Origin of the sequence: Nitrospirillum guaranorum, from assembly GCF_034653275.1 — a bacterium.
Taxonomy (GTDB): Bacteria; Pseudomonadota; Alphaproteobacteria; order Azospirillales; family Azospirillaceae; genus Nitrospirillum.
The window spans coordinates 1,069,018-1,093,322 of record NZ_JAYEES010000001.1 but is presented as its reverse complement, the minus strand read 5'-3'; the positions used below and the strand labels follow the sequence as shown (position 1 = coordinate 1,093,322).

The following is a 24,305-nucleotide window of genomic DNA, read 5'->3' as shown; positions in this document are numbered from 1 at the left end:
GGCTTTGTCACTATGGATATGCACGTATTAATAGTAAATAAACGGGGTGAATCTGAGCGTTTCTGCGGGCAATGACGGGCAAGCGGCCGCAACTAATCCGGAAGACATACTCTTTTTACGCGTGTATCGAAGCGGGCACCGCGCGCCCGTCGGAACCACGCCGGCGCCTAAGGGGTTGAAGGCGCGGGGAAGATTATGGAGAGGAGCGGCCATGCCCAGCGACATCACACGATCAACCGTCCAGGGGACGCCGGTGCATCTGACCACCGTCGAAAGCACGACCACCGAGGTGGTGCGACACCCCCTCTACCCCATGCTGGTCCCCTTCCCCAGCGTCTGCTTCGTCGGCGCCTTCTTCACCGACCTCGCCTACTGGGGCACGGCGGAAATGATGTGGGCGGACTTTTCCGCCTGGTTGCTGTTCGCGGGCGTGGTCTTGGGCTGCCTGGCCCTGGTCGCCGGCTTGGTGGACCTGGGGCAGCGTCGCTACGTCGTGACCCAGGCGCCCATCTGGCCGCATGTGCTGGGAAACCTGGTGGCCCTGGGATTGGCCACCCTGAATTGTTTCGTGCACAGCCGCGACGCCTGGACCTCCGTCGTGCCTCAGGGCCTGATCCTGTCGGCCCTGGCGCTGATCGTCGTGCTGACCAGCAACTGGATCGGCTGGTCGGTGCTGGTCTACCGCCGCCGGGTGGTGGAGGTGCGGCCATGAAGCGGCATACCCTTCGCCTGCTGGCCTTGGCCGGTGTGGCCGCCTTCACCCTCAGCGCCTGCGACGACGGCAGCCAGGGCACCGACCCCAACGCCCAGATCGGCGCCAACCCCACCCTGCCCAAGCAGCAGCAATACCTGTTGCCGCCGATGAAGGTGGCCAAGGTGGTCGGTTGGAAGGATGGAGAGAAGCCAGCCGTGGCCCAGGGGTTGAAAATCCAGGCCATGGCCACCGGGCTGCACCATCCCCGATCCCTCACCGTGCTGCCCAATGGTGACGTGCTGGTGGTGGAATCCGTGGCGCCCAAGGGCGAACCCATCAAGCGGCCCAAGGATCTGATCATGCATTGGGTGGAATCGCTGGCCACGTCCGGCGGTGAAACCAAGGACAGCAACCGCATCACCCTGTTGCGCGACGCCGATGGCGATGGCGTGCCGGACTCCCAGAGCGTTTTCCTGGACCACCTGAATTCCCCCTTCGGCGTGGCCCTGGTGGGCAACGACCTCTATGTGGCCGACACCGACGCCATCATCCGCTACCCCTACGCCGAGGGCGACACCCAGATCACGGCGGAGGGCACCACCCTGACGCCGCTGCCCGGCGGCCCGATCGACCATCATTGGACCAAGAGCCTGGTGGCCAGCCAGGACGGCACACGCCTCTATGTCGGCGTCGGATCCAACAGCAACATCACCGAGAACGGCATCGAGGCGGAAAAGAATCGCGCCGCCATCTGGGAGGTGGACCGCGCCACCGGCCGCTGGCGCATCTACGCCGATGGGCTGCGGAACCCGAATGGCCTGAGTTGGGAGCCGCAGACCGGTGCCCTTTGGACGGTGGTGAACGAACGCGACGAACTGGGCCCCAATTTGGTGCCGGACTACATGACCTCGGTGAAGGAGGGCGGCTTCTACGGCTGGCCCTACAGCTATTACGGCCAGAACATCGACCCGCGGGTGAAGCCGCAGCGCCCCGACCTGGTCGCCCGCGCCATCGTGCCGGATTACGCCCTCAGCACCCACGTCGCCCCGCTGGGCATGGTCTTCTACACCGGCAGCAGCCTGCCCAGCAGCTACCAAGGCGGCGCCTTCGTGGGTGAGCATGGCAGTTGGAATCGAAAGATTCCAAATGGCTACAAGGTAATCTTCATACCATTCAGCAACGGCCAGCCCAATGGCCAGCCGGTGGACGTGGTCACCGGCTTCCTGGACCAAGACGGCAAGGCCCACGGCCGGCCGGTGGGCCTGGCGGTGGACAAGACGGGCGCCCTGTTGATCGCCGACGATGTGGGCAACACCGTCTGGCGGGTGACGGCGCAATAGGTCGCGGCCCGCAGTTAGGCGGCGACAAATGGACCGGGCGGCGGCATAGCTGGGGGCACCCTTCCCCAGCCCGTGCCGCCGCCCATGCCTATTCTCTCCCTCCCCGATGCCCACATGCTGACCGTCCAGGCGTTGGCCGCCTGCGGCACCCTGCCCGCCGCCGCCGACAGCGTGGCCCGCGCCCTGGTGGCGGCCGAGGCTGATGGCCAAACCGGCCACGGACTGGCTCGGGTGCCGTCCTATGCCGCGCAGGTGCGCGCCGGCAAGGTCGACGGCCGGGCCCTGCCGCGCCTGACCCAGACTGCCGCCGCCAGCCTGCGGGTGGATGCCGCCGGCGGCTTCGCCTATCCCGCCGTGGACATGGCTGTGGATGCGTTGGCCGCCCTGGCGCGTCAGATGGGCACGGCGGGCGCGGGCATCCACGCCTCCCACCACGTCGGCCAAGTGGGCCTGGTGGTGGAGCGGCTGGCGGACAGGGGCCTGGTGGCCCTGGTCATGTCCAACACCCCGGCCGCCATGGCGCCAGCGGGCGGGCGGCGCGCGCTGTTCGGCACCAACCCGCTGGCCTTCGCAGCACCGGTGGCGGGGCGGGCGCCGCTGGTCATCGACATGGCGCTGTCCCTGGTCGCCCGGTCCAAGATCGTGGCGGCGCAGAAGGCCGGGCGCCCCATCCCGGCCGACTGGGCGGTGGACGCCGATGGCCATCCCACCACGGATCCGGCGGCGGCGCTGAAGGGCGCGTTGGCGCCCATCGGTGGCCCCAAGGGCGCCGCGCTGGCCCTGATGGTGGAAATCCTCTGCGGCGCGCTGGCCGGCGGGCGGTACGGCTGGCAGGCCAGTTCCTTCCTGGATGACCAGGGGCCGAGCCCCGCCGTGGGCCAGGTCATCATCGCCTTCGATCCCGCCGCGTTCAGCGGCCCCGACTTCGCCGGCCGCATGGGGGAGCTGGTTCAGGCCATCGTCGCGGACGGCGCGCGCCTGCCCGGTGACCGCCGCCTGACCGCCCGCGCCCAAGCGCGGGCCCGGGGGCTGGAGGTGCCGGCGGCGCTGCTGGAAGACCTCCAGTCCCTGGCGTCCGGCGGATAAAAGGAGGGGGACCGGCAGCGGATGGAACCGGTCCCCCTTTCCCCGGCGGCTTTATCGCGTCGCCCACAGGGAACTGAAAATTCAATTACTTAGAACGACACCTTCACACCACCATAGAAGGTGCGCGGCGCGCCCAGGGTCAGGGTGCGGGCGTCGCTCAACGTGCGGCCCAGGATGTCGCTGGCGCCGGCCGTGTCGAAATAGGTGCCGTAACTGGCATAGCGGCGGTCGAACAGGTTGTTGACGCCGCCGATCAGCTGGATGTTGGACAGGATCTGGTAGGACGTGCGCAGGTCCATGGTCCAATAGGGCGTCAGCTGGGAATTCTGGTTGGCGTCGTCGCCCACCAGGTACTGGCTGCCATAGTACTGCACGGCGCCGCCCACGCTCCACGCGTCGGTCACCGCCACGTCCCCGCCCAGCTTCACCTGGTGGCGGGGGATGCCGGGAATGCGGTCGCCGCTGTGCACGGTGATGGTGCCGGCGTCATCCGCCTGCGGGTTGTTGGGCGAGGCCAGCACGCCGTCGAACTGATAGGTGGCGTCGACGAAGCTGTAGTTCAGGTAGACCTGCCAGCGCTCGGCGGCGAAGGTCAGGCCGGCGTCCACGCCCTGGCGGCGGGTCCCGGGCACGTTGGTGTAGTAGCCGCGTCCCTGGATGGTGCTGGCCAGGGCCACGATGTCGTGGTCACTGTCAGTGCGGAACAGGCCCACGGTCCAGTCCAGCCGGCCGGAGAGGACGCCCTGGGTGCCGCGGACGCCGGCTTCATAGGTGTCGGCCACCACTTGGCGCAGCGGCGGATCCGCCACCAGGGAATTCTCCAGCAGGCAGGGGCGCAAGGGGTCGGCGCAGTCCAGCTCCAGCGGCGTGGGCGCGCGGTTGGATTGGGAATAGCCGCCATAGACGCTGACCCCGCCGCCCAGCTGGTAGGTCAGGCCGGCCTGCGGGTTCCAGTGGGTATAGCGGTTGTCGCCGTTCAGCTCAGGCGCCGCCCCGCCCCGGTCGCGGGTGCTGATGTCGGCCACGTTCAGGCGCAGGCCGGCGGTCAGCGACAGGGCCGGCGTCAGGTCCAGCGTATCGGTGACATAGGCGCCGTAATAGTCGGTGGTGCCGGACAGCCAGACGGGGGCGTAGCCCAGGTTGCCCAGGGTGCGGATGATCAGGCCGGCGCCCGGGACATCGCCGGCGTCGCCGCCTTGTGTCGTCACCGACAGGTCGGGGTTGATGATGCCCAGCGTGCTGGTGGCGGTGAAGCGGATGTCGCTGTGGTCGATGCTGCCGCCGACGGCGAAGCGGTTGCCCAGGCCCATCAGCGGCCGGTCGCTGGTCAGCTGCAACGACCCGCCCACGGCGGTGGTGTCGGTGGCGCTACGGTCCAGGGTGCCGTAGGTGGCGTCGCCGTCGAAGGGGAAGGTATGGCCGGCCAGGTCGGTGATGACGAACTGGTTGCGGAAGGCCGTGGTCTTGCCGCCCGCCGGCGTGCCGAAGGCGTCATCCTCCAGGCACAGCTGGCCACCGTAGGAAGAACGGCGGCTGCAGCTTTCGAAATCGCTGTCGTTGCCATCCACATGCTTCTGCCCAAAATGGCGGCCATAGACATTGCCCTGCAGGGCCCAGCCGGGGGCGATGTCGGTCCTGCCGTTCAGGGCCAGCATGCCGCTGTCGTTCTTGGTGGTCTGCGGCCAGGTGTAGATGGCGGTCTCGTCCGCCTGGATCATTTCCAGCGGCGTGGGGCCGACGACGCCTAGGCTGGAGCGCGCGGCGGCGGCGATCAGGTGCACCTCCGCCGTCTCGCCGCGCCAACCGGCATCGGCGTAGAAGCGCTCGACATCGGAAGCCGACTGCTTGCGCCAGCCGTCATCCTTCTCCGCCTCCGCCGCCAGGTACAGGCTGAAGGCGCCCGACTGCCAGCCGAACTCGGCGGAGCCCTGGACCCGGCCGTTGCTGCCGCCCAGCAGCTCGGCGTTCGCCCCCTGGAAGGTGAAGCCGTTCTTCATCTCCAGGGTCACCGCCCCGCCCAGCGCGTTCAGCCCATAGGCCGGATTGTTGGTGGCCAAGGTCAGGCGGTCGATCGCGACCTCGGGCGCCAGATCCCAGTTCACCGTGTCGCCGAAGGCCTCGTTCAGGCGCACGCCGTTCTGATAGACGGCGATGCCTTGGGGCGTCCCCTGCAGGGGGGAGACGGTGAAGCCGTGGTAGCGGACATCCTGGAACAGGGCGTTGCCCTGGGTGTCGGACAGGGCCAGCCCCGGCACCCGCTGCGCCATGCCGTCCAGGATGGAGACGGAATGCAGGCGGGCCAGGTCATCCGCCGACAGGGTGCTGGCGGCGGCCGGCACCTTGTCCAGCGCCACGTTGGCGCCGGGCAAGGGGGTTACGCCGATGACGATGATGTCGCTCAAGGTCGGCGGGGCGCCATCGGGGGCCGGATCGGGCTCGGCCGCCCCGGCCAGGGTGGAAAGGGCCAGGGTGGAAAAGCCCAGGGTGGAACAGGCGGTGCAGAGCAGTGCCAACAAGCCGGCCGGGATGTTTTTCATTATGGGGGCGCACCGATGGGATGGAGCTGACCTTAGGCTAGCCCCGAGGCCCTCGCCCGGCCATAGGCCCCCTTCCCGATTTTCCCGGGAAAAATTCCCGATATCACGGCGGTTGTTGCACCCGGCCCCCGGGCGCCTGTTAGATAGGGTCGGGAGGTGCCGCCCGAAGACGGGCGGCCTCATTTTCGGGCCGCCTCATTTTCGGACTGACGGGGAACCAACCTCATGTCGCTACGCATCCGCCTGGTCCTGAGCATCGCCCTGCTGTTGCTGGTCAGCCTGGCCACCGGCGGGGCCGCCGCCTGGCTGCGGGCGGAGCGGTCGGTGCGCACGGAGATGGAGGCGGCCTTGTCCGTGGGCCAGCACACGGTCGGCAGCGCGCTGGCCCACCTGGCCAACAGGCCGGCGCCGCAGGATCGCAGCGACGAGGACATCACCGCCATGCTGACCCGGCTGGTGGTCGCCTTCAACGGCGACCGCCACCTGAAGGTCAGCCTGCGCCAGCCGGGCGGCGGGGTGGTGGCCAGTTCCCGCCTCGCCGTGCCCGACCATCCGGCCCCCGCCTGGTTCGTGGACTCGCTGGACGTGCCGCAACTGAGCGCCGAGGTGCCCCTGCCCGGCTTTTCCGGCCAGGGCCTGTGGCTGCGCCTGGAAACCGATCCGTCGGGCGAGGTGTCGGAGGTGTGGGGGGAACTGGGCGACGACGCCGTCATGATGCTGCTGTTCAGCGCGCTGGCCTTGCCCATGGTCTATTGGACGCTGGGCCGGGCCCTGCGCTCCGTCGACCGGCTGTCCAAGGCCTTCGCCCAGGTGGCGGAAACCGGCATGGAGACGGCGCGGCCGGTGGCGGAGGCCGGGCCGCCGGAGTTGCGCCGCCTGGCCGTGGGCTTCAACCGAATGATCGAGCGCCTGGCGGCGGCGGAGGCGCGCAACCGCCGCCTGCACGAGCAGTTGCAAACCATCCAGGAGGAGGAGCGCGCGGACCTCGCCCGCGACCTGCATGACGAGGTCGGCCCCTACCTCTTCGCCATCAATGTCGATGTCACCGCCTTGATGGCCGCCGCGGAGCGGGCGGACGACGCCGTGATGCGCGACCAGGCCCGCTCCGCCCGCGAGGCGGTGGCCCATGTGCAGCAGGAGGTAAAGGCCATCCTGGCCCGCCTGCGCCCGCCGGGTCTGAGCGACCTGGGCCTGGGGGCGGCGCTGGAGAACCTGGCCGCCTTCTGGCGCGCACGCCGGCCGGACGTGGCCATCGCCGTCACCGTGGCGCCTGGCCCGCACCTGGGCGATGCGGGGGACACCGCGATCTACCGCGTGGTGCAGGAAAGCCTGAGCAACGCCATCCGCCACGGCCGGCCCCGGGCCGTCAGCGTCGGCGTGGCGTCCTCGGCCAGCGGCGTCACCATCGACATCGCGGATGACGGCGACGGGCTGCCGGCCGGCGCGCCGTCCGGCACGGGCTATGGCCTGCGCGGCATGGCGGAACGGGTGGCGGCCCTGGGCGGCAGCCTGACGGTGGGCAACCGGCCGGAGGGGGGCGTGCGGGTGCACGCCGTGCTGCCTTCGGCCGCTGGCCTATCGGCCTTGGCGGCCTCGGAAGCGGCGTGATGAGGACGACTGCCCCATGAAGCTATTGCTTGTCGACGACCACGCCATCGTGCGGTCCGGCCTGCGCCGCCTGCTGGCCCCCCTGCCCGGCGTCGCCATCGCCGAGGCCGCCACAGGCCGCGACGCCCTGGCCCGCTACCGCGAGGACAGGCCGGACATCGTGCTGCTGGACCTGAACCTGCCGGGCGTGGGCGGGCTGGAGCTGCTGCAGCGCCTGCTGATCGAGGATCCCACGGCCTGCGTGCTGGTGTTCAGCATGCATGCCGAGGCGCTGTACGCATCGCGCGCGCTGGCGGCGGGCGCCAAGGGCTATATGAGCAAGAACGCCGATCCAGACGAACTGCTGGCCGCCATCCGCCGCCTGGCCGAGGGCGGCCGCTATGTGGAGAACGAGATCGCGCAGGAACTGGCGGTGCACGGCATGCCCGCCAGCCACCCGGCCCAGCGCCTGACGGAACGCGACCTGGAAATCCTGCGCCTGCTGGGCGAGGGCCGGGCGCTGGCGGAAATCGCCAGCGAACTGGGCGTGGGATACAAGACCATCGCCAACACCTGCACCGCCATCAAGGCCAAGCTGGGCGTGGCCCGCACCGCCGACCTGATCCGCCTGTCCATTGAAATGGGGGTGAGCTGACCGGCCCGTTCGCGCGTATCCTGAACCGGATGCAAGCGACGGAAAGGGGCATGAGGATGGTGACGGGACGACAGGCCGCGATTCTGGTTCTGCTGGGGGGCATGTTCTGGTTGTCGGCGCTGGCCTATCTGCGCGGCCTGCCCCAGCTTTTGACCGACCCCTTCTGGAATCCGCTGAACTTCGCCAGCACCGTGTCGGTCGCCTGGACCGCGGTATACCTCATCCGGCGGCTGGCGGGGCTGGCACCGGAACAGCTGATGGCGGGCGTGGGGCTGGTGGGTGCCGTGGTCATGGCCGCCGATGGGCTGGTCCTGAACTGGTTTCCCCGGGTCTACGGACCGGACGATACCGTCAGCCGCCTGGCGGGCGCCTGGCTGCTCTGGGGCTATGGCTTCAGCTTGGCGGCGGCCCTGCTCATGGCGCGGACCGCGAAGGGGGCCGCCGCGTCCGGCGACGGCTCCCCTTCCCAGTCGCATGCCGCCGTCACGCCGCCTTGATGGTGGCGACGAAGCCGCTGACCACCGAGCGCAGGGTATCGGCCTCGCGGCCCAGCACGTCGGAGGAGCTGAGCACGCTGCGCGCGGCGGAGCCCGTCTCATCGGCGGCGGTGCGCACGCCGGTGATGTTGGACGACACCTCCTGCGTGCCGACGCTGGCCTGCTGAACGTTGCGGGCGATTTCCCGCGTGGCGGCGCCCTGCTCCTCCACCGCCGAGGCGATGCCGGTGGTGATCTGGCTCATGCTGGCGATGGTGGCGGTGATGCCGTCGATGGCGGCGGCGGCGCGCGCCGTCTCCTCCTGGATGGCGCCCACCTGGGCCTGGATCTCCTCCGTCGCCTTGGCCGTCTGGTTGGCCAGGGCCTTGACCTCGCTGGCCACGACGGCGAAGCCCTTGCCGGCTTCACCGGCCCGCGCCGCCTCGATGGTGGCGTTCAAGGCCAGCAGGTTGGTCTGACTGGCGATGTCGGTGATCAGCTTGACCACGTCGCCGATGCGCTGGGCGGCGCCGACCAGCCCGTCGATGGACTGCTTGGTGGTCGAGGCCTCGCGCACCGCCGCTTCGGAGGTGGTGGTGGCGCCCACCATCTGGCGGGCGATCTCGCTGATGGACTGATTCAGCTCCTCGGCCGCCGCCGCCACCGTCTGCACATTGGCGGAGGTCTCCTCGGCGGCGCCGGCCACGGTGTTGGACAGGCTGATGGTGTCACCGGCCGAGAGGGTCAGGCTGTCCGCCGCCCCGCGCAACGAGCGTTCGGCCCCGGAGAATCCCTCCACCACCTGGTCGATGGAGGTCGCGAATTCCCGCGTCGCCGCCTCCAGGCGCAGGCGGCGCTGTTCCTTGGCGGCCTCCTCCGCCCGCTGGCGATCGGCCATCATGTCGGCCTCCTTGGCATTCACCCGCAAGGTCGAGATGGCGCCCGCCATCTCACCGATCTCATCGCGGCGTTCCGTCAGGGGAACGGCCAGGTCATGATCGCCACCGGCGATCTTCATCACCACCTGCGTCAACACCGACAGCGGGCCGGTGACACGGTGGCCGACCAGCCAGACGATGCCGCCCAGCACGCCGCCGGCGGCCAGCAGCAGCAGGGTGACCAGCAGCAGGGCCCGGCTGGCGCTGGCGTGCTGCTCATCGGCCAGGCGGGTCGCCTCGGCGATGGCGGCGTCGCGGATGCCCAGGATGCTGGCCAGCTGGGGCACGCTGGTCTTGCGGTATTCCGTCACGTCGACGGGATAGGGCGTGCCGGCGGCGCTGGCCTCCAGCACCTTGGCGCGCATGGCGCCGAAGATGCCCTTGTAGCCCTGGCGCGCCACCTCCGCCGCCTTCACCAGGCCGTCGGGCGTGCCGGCCAGGGCCAACTGGCCGTCCAGCCGCCCTTCCAGGTCATCCAAATGCCCCTGCATGACCTGCACGTCGCGCGTGGCCTGCGGGCTCATGGGCTTGCCGCTGTTCAGGGCCTGCAACAGCATGGAGGACTGGCGGCCGGCATAGTCGCGATAGGACCAGGCCATCACGGCGATGTTGGCATAGTGCCCGGCTTCCGGCGCGCGCTGCAGCAGCGACCGGCCGGTGGCGTTCAATTCGGCGCCAAGGTCCGCCATGATGGCGAACATGCCCTTGACATAAGTGTCGACCTCGGTCGCCGAACGGTCGGCCACCGGCTTGACCACCAGGGCGTCGACGATGCCGCGCTGGGTGGCCAGCCGGCCGTCCAGCGTGGCCATGACCGCCTTCAGGCTGTCCTTGGTATCGAAATCCTCCGTGGCCATCAGGTCGGCCAGGGCCTTGCGCACGGCATCGGACTTGGCGCGCTGCTCTTTCATGGGGACCAGTGTCGCCGGATCGGCACTGCCCAGCGCCACCAGCGTGGGACCACGCTCGACCGCCAGGTTCTCCGTCATGCGGGTCAGCGCGGCCATGACGCGGGCCAGGCCCTGGGCATCCGCCGCCGCAGCCGCCACCCGCCATTGCTCCACCGCCACGACGGCGCCCAGCACCAGCATCAGGATGGCGACGCCGCCCAGACATGATGCGATCAACTTTCGTATGGTCATCGGACGTCTCCCCTCACGGTCCTTGGGGCGACCGGTCCCGCACCCGACGAAACCGCGCCCGCACCACGGCCGCCATCCCGCAATGGCTAGCCGTAATGGTTAATCCCTAGCGTGAGATTGAGCGCAAACCCTTCAACAAACGGTTAAGGGTCGACGGCGCCGGCCTTTGGCCGCCTACTTCTGGCGCGGCGGGCGCTGATCGTCACCGGCGGCCACCTGCCGGCCCTGGCGCGTGGCCGTCACGGCCTGGCCCAGGGCGCGGGCGGCGTTGCGCACCTCTTCCTGCACCGCCTCGTCCGCGTCCAACTCCTGGTGGTTGGTGGCGTAGGGCTTCCAGTAACCGATGTAGCGGTCCAGCTCCGCCTGGGGCCCCGCCGGCACCAGCCGCATGAAGCGCAGCCAGTCCGACAGGCTGCGCCTCACATTCTCCGCCCCCTCCACATCGCCGTGGACGATGACGGAATACAGGCGGCCGGCCAGGTGGCGGGGATAGTCCCAGCCCGCCAGTTCCACCGCCTTGGCCCGCTGCGCGTCCTTGCCCTGGGTCAGGGTGGGATCGGGATTGCCGCCGTCGGCGCAGACCAGGCGGTCCATCATCAGCTTGACCGGTGAGGACACCTGGTACCAGTTGACCGGCGTCACGATCATCACGCCATGGGCCCGCACCCACATGGGGTAAATCTCGTTCATCCAGTCCTGGGCCTGTCCCAGCGAATAGTTGGGATAGCAGGAACAGGGCCAATGGCAGAGCGGTGCGGCGGTGGAGAAGCAAGCCTTGCACTGGTGGATGTGGCGGCCATACTCCGCGGCCAGGCGATGCAGTTCCAGCACCTCCACCACCGTGTCCGGCCACCCCTCCAGCACCGAGCGCGCCAACTCCACCAGGCGGTGGGACTTCGACATCTCCCCCGGGCAGGTGTGCTCGCTGCGCGATGAGCCGCTGATCAGCAGGAAGCGGCTGGGGCCGGCGGCATCGTCATGCTGAACCTGGGCCGCCCGGATGGCCTCGCGGGCCGCGATCCAGTCGGTCGACAGATCATAGCCGGGATCATGGAAGCCAGGGCCTGCCTTGCGGGTGCGCGGGCTTTTGCGGTGGTGGCTGTAGGCGTCCCAGGCCGCGGCGGCGATGCGGTCCAGTTCCCCGCCCAGGGTGTCGAAGGCCGGATCCTGGAAGGGCGCCAGGAAGCGGCGACGGAACTCCCCCTCCGCCAACTCGGGGCTGGGGGTGCCTTCGCGGGGGTGGGTGGGATCCGGCATCGCGTCCATCGCAGCGGGGAAACCCGCACAACCGCCGGGGGCGGCGGCCGGTTCCTGCCTCAGGTCACCAACCGGCGGCGCAGCAGGCGCCACGGATGCGCGTACCACAGCAGCGCCAGGACCAGCAGGACGGCACCGCCGGCTACGGCGCCGGCCAGGACCGAGTCCAGGATGAAGCCGATGGTGACGGCGGCGTCGGCCGCCATGCCCGCGCCCAGCGGCAAGGTCGCGGCCGTGACCAGGCGGCTGGCCACCGTCAGGAAACGGGGGCTGGCCTCGCCCGCGTAGACCAGGCGGTGATAGGCGGCCGGCGCCATCAGCAGGACGATGGACAAGGCGACGCAACCCAGCGCGGCCGCGTGCATGGCCTTTTCCGGTGGCGACAGGCCGGCGAAGGCCTTGGTCAGGACCACGGCCAGCTGAAAGCCCAGCATGGCCTGGGCGCCGGGCAGGATGGTCCGTGCCTCCGTCATCATGAAGGTGATCTTCTGCGACACGTTGGCGGTCTCATCCCCGCGCAAATCGGCCATATCCCGCTCCTTCCGGCCATGATGCGCCCGTGCCAGCAGGCCCCAGCCCAACCACGCGCCCAGCGCCAGGGCGGTGCACATCAGGCCCGCGACCACCCCGGCCATGGTGCCGTAGATCCGTTCGGCGCCGATCAGCACGTCCAATCCCAGCGACAGGGCGAAGGGCGGCAAGGCCCAGTCCGCCATGCGGCTGGTCATGCGCGCGACATCCCGCGTCGCCTGGTGGTCGCCGTACAAGGCGTGATGGATGCCCGGCGCCATCAGCAGGCCCACCGCCAGGATCATCAGCAGCAGGCCCGCGATGTTGGCCGCCTTGGCATGGTCCGGCAGGCCGGCGAACAGCTCCTGGAAGACGGCCTGGAACTGGAAGCCCACCAGGACCTGGCAGCCCAGGGTCAGCATGCGGAGCTCATCCAACCCCGCCTTCACCTTGTGCGTCAGGTCCATGGCGTTCTTCGGGGCGTTCTTCGGCGGGCATCGTGATTGTTACGGAAGGATGAACGCCGCAGGGCGGTGCTTGTTCCTGCCGCGCCAAAGCCTCGTCCGGCCGCCGGCGCGACAGGACGCCGCAGGCCGGGAACCAAACTGGCCGGGCGCCGGTTCAGGGGGCGGCTCGGTTCAGCTCCCCTTCGTTCAGCTCAGGTCCCGAAGCCCAACACCCGAATAAGGGGGGATCCCCGCCCCATGCCCCAGATCTTCACGGCATCCGCCGATACCTGGCTGCGCGCCGGCGTGCTGCTGGCGGCGCTGTGCGTGTTGGGCACGGGCCTGCTGTGGGATGGGGCCATCGGATCCAGCTATATCACCGCCGTGGGCTGGGTGCGCGACCAGCCGGTGCCCTTCAGCCACAAGCACCATGTGGGCGACGTCGGCATCGACTGCCGCTATTGCCACACCACGGTGGAGACGGGGCCGCACGCGGGGTTTCCCGCCACCCATACTTGCATGACCTGCCATTCCCAGCTGTGGACCAGCGCCCCCGCCCTGGCACCGGTGCGCGAAAGCCTGGCCACCGGCACGCCCATCCGCTGGCAGCGGGTGGCGCGCCTGCCGGACTACGTCTATTTCAACCACAGCATCCATGTGGCGCGCGGGGTGCCCTGTGTCACCTGCCATGGGCGGGTGGACCAGATGCCCTTGATGATGCGGGCCCAGCCCTTCCAGATGCGCTGGTGCCTGGACTGTCATCGCGATCCCGCCCCCCACCTGCGCCCACCCGACCAGGTGACGCGCATGGATTGGCGCGCTTGGGATGGTAAGGACCATGCCGACTACGGGCCCCACCAGGCGGCGCTGTTCGGGATCAAGCCCGAACGCATGACCGACTGCACCCTGTGCCACCGGTGACGCCCATGGACCGCACGGCACGCGACACCGTCACCCAGGCCCTGAGCGGGCGCGCCGGCTGCGGCCTCTGGCGCAGCCTGGAGGATCTGGCCGACACCGCCGCCTTTCGCGACCTGCTGGCGGCCGAGTTCCCCGCCCTGTTGCCCGCGCTGGCGCCCGGTGGCCTGAGCCGCCGCGCCGCGCTGAAGGCCGTGGCCGCCAGCCTGGCGCTGGCCGGCTTGACGGGCTGCGACGGCCGGCCGGACGAGACGGCCCTGCCCTATGTCACCGCGCCGGAGGGTGACGTGCCGGGTGTCGCGCGCCACTACGCCACCGCCGTGCGCCTGGGCGGCTATGCCCAGCCGGTTCTGGGCAAGACCCACAGCGGGCGGCCGGTGAAGCTGGAGGGCAACCCCAGCCACCCCGCCACCGGCGGCGGCACCGACCTGTTCACCCAGGCGGCCTTGCTGGACCTTTACGACCCCGACCGCTCGCAGGGCCCGCTCCTCCGCCACCAGCCCACGACCTGGGGTGCCTTGGACACCGCGCTGGGCGAAGTGGCGCGGGCGGCGGACGCCAGCCAGGGTGAGGGCCTGCGCCTGCTGACCGGCCCCACCACCTCACCCACGCTGATCCGCCAGATCACGGCCCTGGTCCAGCGCTGGCCCAAGGCGCGCTGGCACATGCTGGACCCGGTGGGTGACGCCGCGCGGCTGGAGGCGGCGCGCCTGGCCTTTGGTCAGCCCGCGCAGGCGCATCCGCTGTTGGATCAGGCGGACGTGGTGGTGTGCCTGGATGATGACCTGCTGGGTGCGGGCCCCGCCCAGGCCACCCTGGCCCGGCGCTGGGCGCGGCGACGCCTGGCCAGCCAGACGGGCCAAGGCCCATGCCGCCTGTTCGTGGCCGAACCGACGCCCACCCTGACCGGTGCCCGCGCGGACCGGCGTCTCGTGGCCGGGGTGCAGCGGCTGTCGGCCCTGATGCGCGCCCTGGGCGGCGAAATGGCGGACTTGAGCCCGCAGGAAGCCCGCTGGGCGGACGAGGTCAAGGCGGCGCTGGGGGCCCATCCCGGCCGCGCCCTGGTCACCGTGGGGCCCTGGCATGACCCGGCGCTGCAGGCCCAGGCCCTGCACTTGAACGCCCGGCTGGGCGCCCTTGGCGGCTGCCTGCGCTTCACCGAGCCGCTGGTGGCGATGGCCGCCCCGTGGCACGACCTGGTGCGGGACATGGCGCAGGGCCAGGTGCGCGCCCTGCTGGTGCTTGAGGCCAACCCGGCCTATGCCGCGCGCGAGGCGGCCACCTTCCCCGACGCCCTGCTTCGGGTACCCTTCAGCCTGCATGCCGGAACGCTGGTGGATGAGACCGCCGCAGCCTGCCGATGGCATGCCCCCCTGGCCCATGACCTGGAAAGCTGGGGCGATGCGCGCGCCGTGGACGGCACGGTCAGCCTGATCCAGCCCTTGGTGCGACCGTTTTACGACGTGCGCGGCCGCCACGCCCTGCTGGATGGCTTGATGGGCGGCGGCGGCGTCGACCGGGAGGTGGTGCAAGCCACTTGGCGCGCCGCCTGGGGCGATGGTTTCGAGCGGCGCTGGACCGACGCGCTGGTGCGCGGTTTGATTCCCGACAGCGCCCCGGCCTGGGTGACGCCTCAGCTTGCGAATAGTCCCGTCCCCACCCAGGCGGCAACTTCCGGCGGCCTGACCTTGCTGATCCGGCCGGATCCCACCCTGTGGGATGGCGCCTCTGCCAACAACGCCTGGCTACAGGAAACGCCCAAGCCGCTGACCAAGGTCACCTGGGGCAACGTCGTGCACATCAGCCCCCGGCTGGCGGCCGAGCGCGGCCTGGAGAACGGCGATGAGGTGCGGGTGACGGCGGGCGGCGCCAGCCTCACGGGTCCCATCTGGGTCCTGCCCGGGCAAGAGGCGCTGACCATCACCCTGACGCTGGGCTATGGCCGCCGCCTGCCCGGCCAGACAGCCGATGGCCTGGGCCACGACGCCTATCCGCTGGCGCCCGGCCCGGCGTCGCTGGAGGCCACGGGCCGGCGGCTGGACGTCGCCAGCACCCAGCGCCACCACGCCATGGAAGGCGGGGACTTCGTGCGCACGGTGCCGGCGGATCACCCCACGGTGCCGCATGAGGAACCCACGCCCAGCTTCTACCCCGACGCGCCACGCGAGAGGCCGTCCTGGGGCATGGCCATCGACCTGGACCTGTGCATCGGCTGCAACGCCTGCGTCGTCGCGTGCGTGGCGGAGAACAACGTGCCCATGGTGGGGGCAGAGCTGGTGGCCATGGGGCGCGAGATGCATTGGCTGCGCGTCGACAGCTATCACGCGGGCGACGCGGCGGCACCAGCGACATATTTCCAGCCCGTGCCCTGCATGCATTGCGAACAGGCGCCGTGCGAGATGGGCTGCCCCGTGAACGCGGCGGTGCACAGCCACGACGGCCTGAACCTGCAGGTCTACAACCGCTGCATCGGCACGCGCACCTGCTCGTCCTACTGCCCGTACAAGGTGCGGCGCTTCAACTGGTACGACTATACCGCCGACGCGCCTGAATCCGTGAAGGCCCAGCGCAACCCGGACGTGACCGTGCGCCAGCGTGGCGTCATGGAAAAATGCACCTACTGCGTCCAGCGCATCAGCGCCGCCCGCATCCAGGCCAAGCTGGAGGGAGGGGTCATCCCAGACGGCACCGTTGTGCCCGCCTGCCAGCAGGCCTGTCCCACCCAGGCCATCACCTTCGGGGACGTCACCGACCCCAGCTCCGCCGTCAGCCGGCAGAAGGCCAGCCCCCGCAATTACAGCCTGGTGCCCGAGGCCGGGACCCGCCCACGCACCACCTACCTCGCCCGCATCGAGCCCGCCCCCATGGACCCCGCCTCCATGAATAAGGACCGGGGGCCCGCATGACGGATACGACTGACACCCAACGGACCGACACCCAACAGGCCGCGGCCTACGCCCATGTGACGGCGGAGGTGACGGGCATCCCCCTGCACTATCCCCGGCCCCGCGCCTGGTGGCTGTGCTTCCTACCCGCCTGCGGCCTGCTTGCCCTGTTCTTCATGGCGCTGGGCGTCCTGCTGTGGAACGGCGTGGGCGTGTGGGGCCTGAATATCCCGGTGAATTGGGGCTTCGACATCATCAACTACATCTGGTTCCTGGGCATCGGCCACGCCGGCACCCTGATCTCGGCCATGCTGTTGCTGCTGAACGTCCACTGGCGCAATTCGCTCAACCGTTTCGCGGAGGCGATGACCCTGTTCGCCGTGGTCTGCGCCGGCCTTTACCCGCTGATGCATCTGGGCCGGCCCTGGCTGTTCTACTGGGTGGCGCCCTATCCCAACAGCATGACGCTGTGGCCGCAGTTCAAGAGCCCGCTGACCTGGGACTTCTTCGCCGTACTGACCTACCTGACCGTCTCCGCCCTGTTCTGGTACATCGGCATCGTGCCGGACCTGGCCGCCACCCGGGACAGGGCCCGGGGCCGACTGGCGCAGGTGCTGTACGGCCTGGGCGCCCTGGGCTGGCGCGGGTCCGCCCAGCACTGGGCGCGCTGGGGCCAGGCCTATCGCCTGACGGCCGCCATCGCCGTGCCGCTGGTGGTGTCGGTGCATTCGGAAATCTCGCTGTTGCTGGCGGCTGGGCCCGTACCGGGATGGAGTTCCACGGTCTTCCCGCCCTATTTCGTGCTGGGGGCCGCCTTCTCCGGCTTCGCCGTCGTTTCCATGATCGCGGTGGTGTTGCGCGGCGCGCTGGGGCTGCAGGATCTGGTTCGGCCCCTGCACCTGGACATGCTGGGCCGCCTGCTGCTCGCGACCGGCCTGATGACCGCCTACGGCTACGCGGCGGAGGTGTTCGACGCCCTCTACGGCGGGGAAAAGCCGGAGCTGTCCCTGCTGGCCGACCGGCTGGCCGGCCCGTTCGCCTGGAGCTATTGGGGCGCCGTCATCGCCAATTTCGTGCCGCTGCAGCTGTTGTGGTGGCGGGGGGTGCGGCGCCACCCGCTGGCCCTGTTCCTCATCGGCTTTTCCGCCATGGTGGGCATGTGGTGCGAGCGCTTCATGCTGTTGGCCACCAGCCTGCATCACAGCTGGCTCCCGTCCAGTTGGCGGCCCTACACCCCCAGCTTTTGGGAGGTGGCGCTGTTCGCCGGCATGCTGGGCGTGTTCCTGGTGCCCTTCCTGCTGTTCGTCCGCTTCCTGCCCGTCATCTCCGCCTTCGAGGTGAAGGAAGCGCTGTTCGAGGAGAGTGAGGAGAAGGGGGGCGGCAATGCCGGAGCGTAAGGCACCCTTGCCACCCTTCGGCGTGATGGCGGAGTTCGACGACGCCGAACGCCTGGTGGACGCCGTGAAACAGGCGAAGGACGCGGGCTTCCGGCACCTGGACGCCTACACCCCCTTCCCCGTGGCGGACCTGATGGAGGCCTTGGGCATCCGGGACAACCGTGTCCCGTGGCTGACCCTGGCCGGCGGGATCATGGGCGCCGCCGCCGGCTTCGGCCTGCAGGTGTGGAGCAACCTGGACTATCCCATTCCCGTGGGCGGCCGGCCGCTGGTGGCCCTTCCCGCCACCCTGCTGATCACCTTCGAGCTGACGGTCTTGGGCGCCGTGCTCAGCGCCATCCTCGGGATGCTGGTGCTGAACCGCCTGCCCCGCTTGCACCACCCGGTGTTCGGCGTGCCGGATTTCCACCTGGCCAGTTCCGACAAGTTCTTCCTGGTGATCCTGGGCGAGGACGCCCGCTTTGGCGAGGCGGCCCGCTTCCTGGGCGGTCTGGCGCCCGTGCGGGTGGTGGACGTGCCACAAACGGAGGGGCCGGAATGAGATACCTGCTGCTGCTGGCCCTGTTCGCGGTCCTGATCATCCTGCTTGTCGGCTGTGATGAGATGACCCACCAGCCCCGTTACCAGGCGGCGGGGCCTGGCCGGCTGTTTCCCGATGGCAAGGCGATGCAGGCCCCGCCGGCCGGCGCCGTGGCGCAGGACGACCCCGCCCGCGCCACGGCCCTGGACCGGCGCCCGGCCATGAGCACGGCGCTGCTGGCGCGCGGGCGCCAGCGCTATGACATCTATTGCAGCCCTTGCCATGACGTTGCCGGCACCGGCCACGGCGCCGTGCCGGCCCGGGGATTTCCGGCCCCACCGAGCCTGCATGAACCCCGCCTGGTGCGGGCGCCCTCCCGCTATTTCGTGGAGGTCATCACCAACGGCCACGGCGTCATGTACAGCTACGCCGACCGGGTGGCTCCGGCCGACCGCTGGGCCATCGCCGCCTACATCCGCGCCCTGCAACTGAGCCGCGACACACAGGCGGACGCGCTGGACGCCGCTGACAGGGCCAAGCTGGATGGGGGGGCGCCTTGACCGCCCGCCGCTATTTCCCCGCCGTCTGCGGCTTGCTGCTGTGCGGTGCCGTGCTGGCCTACACGGCGATGGAGCCCGCCGTGGCGCTCGGCGGGTGGTTGGCGGCCTTCGCCTTCTGCAGCGGCCTGCCCATCGCGGCGCTGATCCTGCTGGCCATGACGCGCCTCATCCCCGGCGTATGGCGCCAGGGCTTGGCGCCGGGGGCGGAAGCCGCCCTGCCCCTGCTGGCCTTGGCGGCGCTGGCCCTGCTGCCCATGCTGATCGCGCCGCGGGTGCTTTACCCTTGGGCGGATGAGGTCATGGCCGGCTTTCGCGGCTGGTACCTGTCGTCCTGGCCCTTCCGCCTTCGCGGCGCGCTGTTTTTCGCCCTGGCGGGCTTGCTGGCCTGGGAGCTGACGCGGCGACCGCCGGCGGTGCCGGTGGCCATCCTCACCCTCATCCTGCTGGTTCCCTTCCAGGATGTGGTGGCCACCGACTGGCTGATGTCGCTGGATCCGGACTTTCATTCCTCCGGCTTCGGGCTCTACATCCTGTCCATCCAGATGGTGACGGTACTGGCCGTGCTGATCCCCCTGCGGGTGATGGCGGACGAGACGGCGCCCACGGGGGTGCTGGCGGGGGTCTGGCTGACGGCCCTGCTGCTGTGGGCCTACCTCGCCTTCATGCATTATTTCATCAGCTGGTCCACCGACCTGGCGCCGGGTGTGCGCTGGTACCAGCGGCGTGGCGAGGGCGCCTGGGCCGTGGTGGAGTGCGCCGTGGCCGTGCTGGGCCTGCTACCCCTGTTCCTGCTGTTCTTCCCGCCCATCCGCCACAGCCGGCTGGCCCTGGCCGGAATGGCGCCCTTCGTGCTGCTGGGCAAGGTGCTGGAAACGGCCTGGCTGGTGCTGCCCGACTTGCCCCGGGGCCAGGGGCCGGCGGCGGTGGCTGGCGTTCTAGCGCTGCTGGGACTGGGCCTGCTCAGCTGGGTCGGCCTCCGTTGGCGGGAGGTGCGGGCATGAGCCGGACGCCGGAAGTCCATGTGCCCGAGACGCGGGACATGTCCCCCCGCGCCGTGCTGTGGTCGGCGGCGGGCCTGGTGGCCTTCGTCGCCGTGGCGCTGGGCCTTGTGGCCGGACTGGTCCATCTGCTGGGCCATGGCCGGGGTCCGACGCCGGTCACCGCCCCGCCACCCATGGCCGGCGGCGCGCCGCTGGATGAGGTGCCCTACCTTGGCGGCGCCCAAGTTCGGGCGCGGGCCGAGGCCGAGCTCACGCGCTATGGCTGGGCCGACCGCGACGCCGGCCGCGCCATCATCCCCATCGACCGCGCCATGGACTTGCTGGCCAGGAAGGGATGGCCGGACCCGGACGACCGGAACGGGGACGACCGAAATGCCGGGGGGCCGGAATGAGGCGCACCTTGGCCCTGGTCGCCGCCGCGTTCTGGCTGGCGGCCTTCGATCCCTTCCAGGCGGCGGGCATAGACCCGCGGCTGGGTGCCCGCATCCCCCTGGACGGCACCTTCCGTGAGGCCGATGGCCGGGCGATCAGCCTGGGTGGGCTGGCGGACGGCAAGCCGCTGGTCCTGGTCCCGGTGTTGCATCGCTGCCCCAACATTTGCGGCGTCACCCTGGCGGGCTTGGCGCAGGCCATCCTGGCGCAGAGGCTGCGTCCGGGCCGCGACTTCACCCTGGTCGCCTTCGGCATCGACCCGCGCGAGGGGCCGGCGGAGGCCACGTCCGACTTGGCCGACCTGCGGCGCTCCTTCCCCGCCTTGCCCGCCGACGGCGTCCACGCCCTGACCGGCACCGGCGCGCAAATCCGGGCGGTGACGGATGCCCTGGGCTACCGCTACGCCTGGGACGCCGGCATCGGGCAGTATGCCCATGTGGCGGCGGTAGCCGTCCTGCGCCCGGACGGGACGCTGAACCATTGGCTTTATGGCCTGACGCCGGCACCCGACGCACTGGAACGGGCGCTTGACGAGGCGGCGCGGGGCCGGGCCGGCGACTGGGGCCAGCGCATCCTGCTGCTGTGTTTCCACTACGATCCCATGACCGGCCGCAACGGTCCGTTGGTCTGGACCCTGCTGCGCACCCTGGGCGCGCTGGTGGCGCTGGGCGGCGGGGGCTGGATCGCCTGGGCCCTCTGGCGCGACCGCACCGCGGCGGGGCGTCCATGACGCGGCTGCTTACCTTCTGGGGCGGCCAGGCCTCGCACCACGCCCACCAGGTGGACACGCTGTTCCTGGGGTTGGCGGCCCTGGCCGTGCTGCTGTCGGCGCCGGTCTTCATCCTGATCCCCTGGTTCGCGGTGAAGTACCGGCGGGGCAAGCCGGCCGACCGCACCCATGCCGCGAACCGCAGCGTCTGGCTGGAGGTGTCGTGGGCCGCCATCCCCTTCCTGGCCACCCTGGCCTTCTATGTCTGGTCCACCCGCCTGTACATCGAGCTTTACCAGCCGCCGGCGGAGGTGCTGGCCATCAACGCGGTGGGCAAGCAATGGATGTGGAAGTTCCAGCACCCCGGCGGCCAGGCGGAAATCAATGAGCTGCACGTGCCCGCAGGCCGTCCGGTGGCGGTCACCCTGGCCTCCCAGGACGTCATCCACAGCCTGTTCGTGCCGGCGCTGCGCCTGAAACAGGACGTGGTGCCCGGCCGGTACACCCGCCTGTGGTTCACCGCCGACACACCCGGCAGCTACGCCCTGGTCTGCGCCCAGTTCTGCGGCACCGACCACGCCGTCATGGGCGGCCGGCTGGTGGTGCAGACGCCCGCCGACTACGCCCGCTGGCTGGAGGGCATGGGCACCGACGGTTCGCTGGCCGCGCAAGGGGCCGTGCTGTTCCGCACCCGGGGGTGCAGCGGCTGCCACGGCGCGGCCAGCACGGTGCACGCCCCGCCGCTGGAGGGGCTGTACGGCCGGCCGGTGCCCCTGGCCGACGGCAGCGTGGTGACGGCGGATGACCAATACCTGCGTGACAGCATCCTGCTGCCGCAGGCCCAGGTGGCGGCGGGCTACCCCGCCATCATGCCCACCTTCCAGAACGTGCTGGGGGAGGAGGATGTGCTGAAGCTGGTCGCCTACATCAAGTCCCTGGCGGACGCGCCGGCGCCCCTGAGGGATGACGCGAGGGATGGCCACAACGGGGGATCGCCATGACCGAGGTCAGCTACCTGGAGCATGGCCACAGCCTGAAGTCCTGGCTGCTGACCACGGACCACAAGCGCATCGCCATCCTCTATTTCCTGTCCATCACCTTCTTCTTTTTCGTGGGCGGGGCGGCGGCGGCGCTGATCCGCATCGATCTGCTGACGCCCGAGGCCGACCTGATGAGCAACGAAGGCTACAACCGCGCCTTCACTTTGCATGGCGTCATCATGGTGTGGTTCTTCCTCATCCCTTCCATTCCCAACACCTTCGGCAATTTCCTGGTGCCGCTGATGATCGGCGCGCGGGACCTGGCGTTTCCCCGGCTGAACCTGCTCAGCTGGTACATCTACATGCTGGGCGGCCTGTTCACCCTGGCCGTGCTGGTGCTGGGTGGGGTCGACACGGGCTGGACCTTCTACACGCCGCTGTCGTCCATGTTCGCCAACGGCAACGTCATCCTGGCCGCCACCGCGATCTTCGTGGTGGGCTTCTCCTCCATCCTCACCGGCCTCAACTTCATCGTCACGGTGCACCGGATGCGCTGCCCGGGCATGACCTGGGGGCGGCTGCCGCTGTTCGTGTGGTCGATCTACGCCACCTCGCTGATCCTGGTGCTGGCGACGCCGGTCCTGTCCATCACCCTGGTGCTGATCGCGGCGGAACGGCTGTTCGGCGTCGGCGTCTTCAACCCGGCGCTGGGCGGCGACCCGCTTCTGTACCAGCACCTGTTCTGGTTCTACAGCCACCCGGCGGTCTACATCATGGTGCTGCCGGCCCTGGGCGTGATCAGCGAACTGGTGGCCGCGGCGGCGCGCAAGCCGGTGTTCGGCTACCGCTTCGTGGCCGGTTCCTCCATCGCCATCGCCATCATCGGCTTCCTGGTCTGGGGTCATCACATGTTCGTGGCGGGGCAATCCATGTACGCCAGCGCCGTCTTCAGCTTCCTCAGCCTGGCCGTGGCCGTGCCCTCGGGCATCAAGGTCTATAACTGGACGGCCACCCTCTATAAGGGCCACATCGCCCTGGACCCGCCCTTCCTGTTCGCCATGAGCTTCATCGGCCTGTTCGTGGTAGGCGGCATGACGGGCCTGATCCTGGCCATGTTGGCGGTGGACGTGCACGTCCACGACACCTATTTCGTCATCGCCCATTTCCACTACATCATGGTGGGCGGCACGGTATCGGCCTACTTCGGCGCCCTGCATTACTGGTGGCCCAAGATGATGGGCCGCTGGCTGCCCCTGGTGTGGGGGCGCCTGTCGGCCATCTTCATCTTCCTGGGCTTCAACCTGACCTTCTTCCCCCAATTCATCCTGGGGTACCTGGGCATGCCCCGGCGCTACCATGTCTATCCAGCGGAGTTCCAGACGCTGCACGTCCTGTCGTCGGCCGGGGCCAGCGTGCTGGGCCTGGCCTACCTGCTGCCCTTCACTTACCTGCTCTACTCCCTGCGCCATGGGGAAAAGGCGCCGCCCAACCCCTGGGGCGCCACCGGGCTGGAATGGACCGTGCCCTCGCCCCCGCCCCAGCACAATTTCCATGAACTGCCCACGGTGGATGGCCCGCCGTATCAATACCCGGTGGAACCGGACCGCGAGCGGGAGGCCATCCATGGCTGACGTCGCCCCCGGCCGGCAGCGCGACACCACGCTGATGGGCATGTACCTGTTCCTGGCCAGTGAGATCATGCTGTTCGGCGGGCTGTTCGCCGTGGCGCTGGCCCTGCGCCTGCTGCACCCGCAGGAGGTGGTGGCCGCGTCCCGCCGCCTGCATTACGGCATCGGGGCGGCCAACACCGTGGTGCTGCTGACCTCCAGCCTGGCGGTGGCCCTGGCCGTGGCGGCGGCGGAGATGGGGAAGGTCAAGGGCACCGCGGCGGGGTTGCTGGCCGCCGCCGGCCTGGGCCTCGGCTTCCTGGCCCTGAAGGCGGTGGAGTACGGGATGGAAATCCGCGAACAGTTGCTGCCGGCCTTCACCCCGGCCGAGGCGTTCGAAAGCCCGTCAGCGCATCTGTTCATGGATCTCTACCTGGTCGCGACGACGCTGCACGTCGTGCACGTGACGGTGGGCGTGGGCCTGCTGGCCGGCCTGGCCTGGCGCGTCCACCGCCGCAGCCTGACCCTGCCGCGCAGCGCCATGGGGGTGGAGGTGGTGGGCCTCTACTGGCACCTGGTGGATGTCATCTGGGTCTTCCTCTACCCCGTCCTCTACCTGGTGCGATGA

21 protein-coding genes are annotated in these 24,305 nt (G+C 69.9%); 17 read left to right on the top strand and 4 right to left on the bottom strand.

Going from position 1 to position 24,305, the window contains the following annotated elements:
- Nucleotides 1-211 precede the first annotated feature (211 nt).
- The 3 genes from UAJ10_RS04390 to UAJ10_RS04380 all read left to right on the top strand — a co-directional run bounded on the left by UAJ10_RS04390 (nucleotide 212) and on the right by UAJ10_RS04380 (nucleotide 3,120).
- Nucleotides 212-712 carry a DUF2231 domain-containing protein gene (locus tag UAJ10_RS04390; protein ID WP_322914143.1) on the top strand — a complete coding sequence of 167 codons (501 nt, stop codon included), beginning with the start codon at nucleotides 212-214 and terminating at the stop codon, nucleotides 710-712.
- Nucleotides 709-2,034, top strand: a complete 1,326-nt coding sequence (locus UAJ10_RS04385; RefSeq protein WP_322914142.1) for a PQQ-dependent sugar dehydrogenase — start codon at nucleotides 709-711, stop codon at nucleotides 2,032-2,034. The genes UAJ10_RS04390 and UAJ10_RS04385 overlap by 4 nt, the downstream gene beginning before the upstream one ends.
- Nucleotides 2,035-2,118: 84 nt before the next feature.
- The gene (locus UAJ10_RS04380; protein WP_322914141.1) at nucleotides 2,119-3,120 is read left to right on the top strand and encodes an Ldh family oxidoreductase; all 1,002 of its coding nucleotides are present in this window, start codon (nucleotides 2,119-2,121) and stop codon (nucleotides 3,118-3,120) included.
- An 89-nt stretch (nucleotides 3,121-3,209) separates the two neighbouring features.
- Here the strand turns inward: UAJ10_RS04380 and UAJ10_RS04375 are convergent, their stop codons facing one another.
- Nucleotides 3,210-5,657 carry a TonB-dependent receptor gene (locus UAJ10_RS04375; RefSeq protein ID WP_322914140.1) on the bottom strand — a complete coding sequence of 816 codons (2,448 nt, stop codon included), beginning with the start codon at nucleotides 5,655-5,657 and terminating at the stop codon, nucleotides 3,210-3,212.
- A gap of 225 nt (nucleotides 5,658-5,882) precedes the next feature.
- Between UAJ10_RS04375 and UAJ10_RS04370 the strand changes: the two genes are divergently transcribed.
- From UAJ10_RS04370 to UAJ10_RS04360, 3 genes are read left to right on the top strand one after another with little or no spacing between them, the layout of a single operon-like run.
- Nucleotides 5,883-7,265, top strand: a complete 1,383-nt coding sequence (locus UAJ10_RS04370) for a histidine kinase (protein ID WP_322914139.1) — start codon at nucleotides 5,883-5,885, stop codon at nucleotides 7,263-7,265.
- Between the two features lie 16 nt (nucleotides 7,266-7,281).
- On the top strand, nucleotides 7,282-7,899 hold the full coding sequence (locus UAJ10_RS04365) for a response regulator (protein ID WP_277906435.1): 618 nt from the start codon (nucleotides 7,282-7,284) through the stop codon (nucleotides 7,897-7,899).
- A 50-nt stretch (nucleotides 7,900-7,949) separates the two neighbouring features.
- The gene (locus UAJ10_RS04360) at nucleotides 7,950-8,396 is read left to right on the top strand and encodes a hypothetical protein (protein ID WP_322914138.1); all 447 of its coding nucleotides are present in this window, start codon (nucleotides 7,950-7,952) and stop codon (nucleotides 8,394-8,396) included.
- On the opposite strand, the gene UAJ10_RS04355 is transcribed toward UAJ10_RS04360, so the two are convergent.
- From UAJ10_RS04355 to UAJ10_RS04345, 3 genes are all read right to left on the bottom strand, one after another.
- On the bottom strand, nucleotides 8,383-10,455 hold the full coding sequence (locus tag UAJ10_RS04355) for a methyl-accepting chemotaxis protein (protein WP_322914137.1): 2,073 nt from the start codon (nucleotides 10,453-10,455) through the stop codon (nucleotides 8,383-8,385). The genes UAJ10_RS04360 and UAJ10_RS04355 overlap by 14 nt on opposite strands.
- Before the next feature lie 174 nt (nucleotides 10,456-10,629).
- The gene (locus UAJ10_RS04350) at nucleotides 10,630-11,712 is read right to left on the bottom strand and encodes a flavodoxin family protein (protein WP_322914136.1); all 1,083 of its coding nucleotides are present in this window, start codon (nucleotides 11,710-11,712) and stop codon (nucleotides 10,630-10,632) included.
- A 59-nt stretch (nucleotides 11,713-11,771) separates the two neighbouring features.
- Nucleotides 11,772-12,689 carry a DUF6328 family protein gene (locus UAJ10_RS04345; RefSeq protein WP_322914135.1) on the bottom strand — a complete coding sequence of 306 codons (918 nt, stop codon included), beginning with the start codon at nucleotides 12,687-12,689 and terminating at the stop codon, nucleotides 11,772-11,774.
- Nucleotides 12,690-12,926: 237 nt separating this feature from the next.
- Here UAJ10_RS04345 and UAJ10_RS04340 point away from each other — a divergent pair, with 237 nt between their 5' ends.
- Genes UAJ10_RS04340 through UAJ10_RS04290 form a run of 11 tightly spaced genes read left to right on the top strand, consistent with a single transcriptional unit; the run spans nucleotide 12,927 to nucleotide 24,305 of the window.
- Complete coding sequence (locus UAJ10_RS04340) at nucleotides 12,927-13,589, top strand: cytochrome c3 family protein (RefSeq protein ID WP_322914134.1); 663 nt, start codon at nucleotides 12,927-12,929, stop codon at nucleotides 13,587-13,589.
- Between the two features lie 5 nt (nucleotides 13,590-13,594).
- Nucleotides 13,595-16,492: a TAT-variant-translocated molybdopterin oxidoreductase gene (locus UAJ10_RS04335; protein WP_322914133.1), complete on the top strand. Its 2,898-nt coding sequence runs from the start codon at nucleotides 13,595-13,597 to the stop codon at nucleotides 16,490-16,492.
- Nucleotides 16,489-17,868 carry an NrfD/PsrC family molybdoenzyme membrane anchor subunit gene (gene nrfD / locus UAJ10_RS04330; RefSeq protein ID WP_322914132.1) on the top strand — a complete coding sequence of 460 codons (1,380 nt, stop codon included), beginning with the start codon at nucleotides 16,489-16,491 and terminating at the stop codon, nucleotides 17,866-17,868. The genes UAJ10_RS04335 and nrfD overlap by 4 nt, the downstream gene beginning before the upstream one ends.
- Nucleotides 17,855-18,409: a DUF3341 domain-containing protein gene (locus UAJ10_RS04325; protein ID WP_322914131.1), complete on the top strand. Its 555-nt coding sequence runs from the start codon at nucleotides 17,855-17,857 to the stop codon at nucleotides 18,407-18,409. Before nrfD ends, UAJ10_RS04325 begins: the two co-directional genes overlap by 14 nt.
- Entirely contained in the window at nucleotides 18,406-18,948 is a 543-nt protein-coding gene (locus UAJ10_RS04320; protein ID WP_322914130.1) for a c-type cytochrome, read from the top strand. Before UAJ10_RS04325 ends, UAJ10_RS04320 begins: the two co-directional genes overlap by 4 nt.
- A complete protein-coding gene (locus tag UAJ10_RS04315; protein WP_322914129.1) occupies nucleotides 18,945-19,949 on the top strand; it encodes a hypothetical protein in 1,005 nt (334 codons plus the stop codon). The genes UAJ10_RS04320 and UAJ10_RS04315 overlap by 4 nt, the downstream gene beginning before the upstream one ends.
- Nucleotides 19,946-20,341, top strand: coding sequence for a hypothetical protein (locus UAJ10_RS04310; RefSeq protein WP_322914128.1), 396 nt, complete (start codon nucleotides 19,946-19,948; stop codon nucleotides 20,339-20,341). Before UAJ10_RS04315 ends, UAJ10_RS04310 begins: the two co-directional genes overlap by 4 nt.
- Nucleotides 20,338-21,111 (top strand): SCO family protein, encoded by a 774-nt coding sequence (locus tag UAJ10_RS04305; protein ID WP_322914127.1) that lies wholly within the window; start codon nucleotides 20,338-20,340, stop codon nucleotides 21,109-21,111. Before UAJ10_RS04310 ends, UAJ10_RS04305 begins: the two co-directional genes overlap by 4 nt.
- A complete protein-coding gene (coxB, locus tag UAJ10_RS04300; protein WP_322914126.1) occupies nucleotides 21,108-22,091 on the top strand; it encodes a cytochrome c oxidase subunit II in 984 nt (327 codons plus the stop codon). Before UAJ10_RS04305 ends, coxB begins: the two co-directional genes overlap by 4 nt.
- Entirely contained in the window at nucleotides 22,088-23,701 is a 1,614-nt protein-coding gene (gene ctaD / locus UAJ10_RS04295) for a cytochrome c oxidase subunit I (protein WP_322914125.1), read from the top strand. The genes coxB and ctaD overlap by 4 nt, the downstream gene beginning before the upstream one ends.
- Nucleotides 23,694-24,305 (top strand): cytochrome c oxidase subunit 3, encoded by a 612-nt coding sequence (locus UAJ10_RS04290; RefSeq protein ID WP_322914124.1) that lies wholly within the window; start codon nucleotides 23,694-23,696, stop codon nucleotides 24,303-24,305. Before ctaD ends, UAJ10_RS04290 begins: the two co-directional genes overlap by 8 nt.